General features: G+C 34.3%; 2 protein-coding genes. Both read left to right on the top strand.

Annotated features, from left to right (window positions below):
* Positions 1-138 precede the first annotated feature (138 nt).
* A complete protein-coding gene (locus tag SGJ10_09325) occupies positions 139-561 on the top strand; it encodes a hypothetical protein (GenBank protein ID MDZ4758326.1) in 423 nt (140 codons plus the stop codon).
* Positions 562-695: 134 nt separating this feature from the next.
* Positions 696-2,333 (top strand): T9SS type A sorting domain-containing protein, encoded by a 1,638-nt coding sequence (locus tag SGJ10_09320; GenBank protein MDZ4758325.1) that lies wholly within the window; start codon positions 696-698, stop codon positions 2,331-2,333.
* The last annotated feature ends 273 nt before the right edge of the window (positions 2,334-2,606 follow it).

The following is a 2,606-nucleotide window of genomic DNA, read 5'->3' as shown; positions in this document are numbered from 1 at the left end:
AATAAAAACAATTAAACCAAAAAATATGGATAAAAGAAAAGAAAATTGTAAACTAAAAAAGTTTTAGCCTTATTTCGCTTTAAAGAAAATGGGTGAAAACAAAAATAAAAGACAAAAATAAATTAAATTTTAAAACTCATGAAAAATATAATTTTGATTTTTACCGTACTTACTGTATTTGGTATCATAAATACAAAGGCTCAATGCACTAGCGTAGTGGTTGAAAATGTCCTTGATTGTAATGTACCTATTACTATTAAGGCTTATGATTGCAATGGAACTTTAATAGAATCAGTTTCAGCTACTTTAACACCTGGACACTGGGCAATCCCATCAATTAACAATGTTCCTGTAACAAACAATGTATGGTGCGACTGTGCAGAACCTACTTGCAATACCTACAGAATTTTTTACGCTGGCGTTGATGTTACTGGTAAAGAAATATGTTGCCCGCCATGTCCGCCAAGTAGTTGCAGTAAGGCTTGCTGTGCTCTTTTCCAGAAGGAATGTTTTGTAGGTAAAGTATATTTTACAAGTAAAAAACCGCCAAGATGCCCTTGATGAAGTAACCTTTTTTAGACCTCAAATTTAGCTTTAGTTGGTATATGTATTATAATTGCACCGGCTAAGTTAAATTTTAACAAAAAAAATCATCACCTGGTATAAAACTAAAAACTCTAAATAATATTTCAATAATGAAAAAGATAATAATATTGTATGCACTTATACTTTTGTATTGCACCAAAGTAAATGCCCAGGATATTAAGTGGGTGTACGAATTTAAAGGCACTAATAACCTATCAATTGCAAAAAATACATATAAACCACCTATCATAGACAATAAGGGCAACTCATTTGTACTGCTGCGAATTGAAGATACATTGCTTATAAATAACCAAACTATTATAAACGACAAAAAAACATGTTTGGTACTTGTAGCACTAGATTCAAATGGCGTATTCAAATGGACATATACAATGAAAGCAGGAGACCAACTTACAATAAAAGACATGATTACTACCAGCGATGGCAGTGTGGTGTTAATTGGCAACTATAATAGCGAATTAAAATTATCGGGAGGTGTGAAACTCGATTCCCTTTGGTATAACAATGGATTTATGATTAAGATAGGAGCAAATGGGAATCTGATTTGGAGTAAAAACCACAAGTATGCATATGGAGCCGAGGCCAAAATTGCTTCTGATAAGAACGGAAACTTATATGTTCACCTATTCAAATCTACTCTAGGAGCTATTGTCAATGATACCGCACTTCAAAAACAACAAGGTGTAGCAATTGCGAAATTTGATAAAAGTGGGGTTTTCATAAAAATGAATACCAATACCAGTATCTATACTAGGATAGGTAATATAGCCGTATCACCAGATGGAAATCATTTGTACATATTTAATACCTTAGAACCAAAAGAAAATATTCAATTTGGCTCATTTACATTAAAAGACTCAACACTTAAACCTATAGAAAGAGATTTTTATGTGGCTTGTGCCAATTCGGCACTGGATTTTGTTTTCTTGAAAAGATTTTCTGCTAAAGCTACCTATGGAATTGACGAATTATTCTACAAATCTTTATGTGTGGATAGTAAAGAGAATTTATACTTTTCGCACATATTTGTAGGTAAGTTAAACATAGCTGGCAATAATTATAACACTATTCAACATTTCCCAATTTGGATAAAAATAGACACTATAGGTAATATTGTGTGGGCTGTTACAACAAAAGATTCAACAGGATTGGCTGGCGGAAGCAGTAATATGGGAACTACCAAAGATGGTAATGTTTATTCTTGCCTTATTGCCTCAGGCACTTATCAAATCGGTGCTCTTAACGTCAGCAAAACAGCCTATTTAAATATATATTTTGATAACAATGGATATATATATGCCGCAAGAGAATTTTGGGGCAGTCCACAGCACCGAATAAACGGTCTTTTTGCATCCGATGGAGAAAATACTTACGTGTTACAGATCTATGACTCTGTACTGTTTAATCAAAAGTATTATGGCAATGGTGCAGATAAGATGGTATTTGTAAAGCTGGCAAATCCCAATTATAACATAAACCTCAGTAAGATTCAAAGTACAAAAAATTTCGTAATATTTCCAAACCCGACCTGTGGAAGTTTCACAATCGCTTATAATACTTTGACTCCGCAAAAATTACCCATGTCAATATATAATACCATTGGCGAGCAAGTATATAATACTACATGGAACAATGAAACAAGTAAAACCCTAGACCTTTCTTATTTGGCCAAGGGTATATACTTCCTCCGTGTAGGTGAGGAAACACAACGTGTGGTTATTGAGTAAAGTGTAATAGATGTTTCCACCCTTTGGCGGGCAGCCTAATCAAATAACAGACAACCCTTGCCCACCACAGAGGTTGTTTTGTTATACCGAAACTCAATATACAATAGTCCCAAAAAAGGGGGACTAATCCCCCCGCATCCCGATAATTATCGGAATTAAGCGGGGCTTTCGTGATGTAGTTCGGCATTACGATTCTAAAAACTAATCCGCCACAGGCGGAGAACTATTATAGTTTAAGAATTGGTATTATATGGTAAACCCTCATTCGCTGTT

This window comes from Bacteroidota bacterium, from assembly GCA_034439655.1.
Taxonomy (GTDB): Bacteria; Bacteroidota; Bacteroidia; order UKL13-3; family UKL13-3; genus CANJUD01.
Note: the sequence above shows the minus strand (reverse complement) of the source record. Positions and strands in the feature narration are given on the sequence as shown.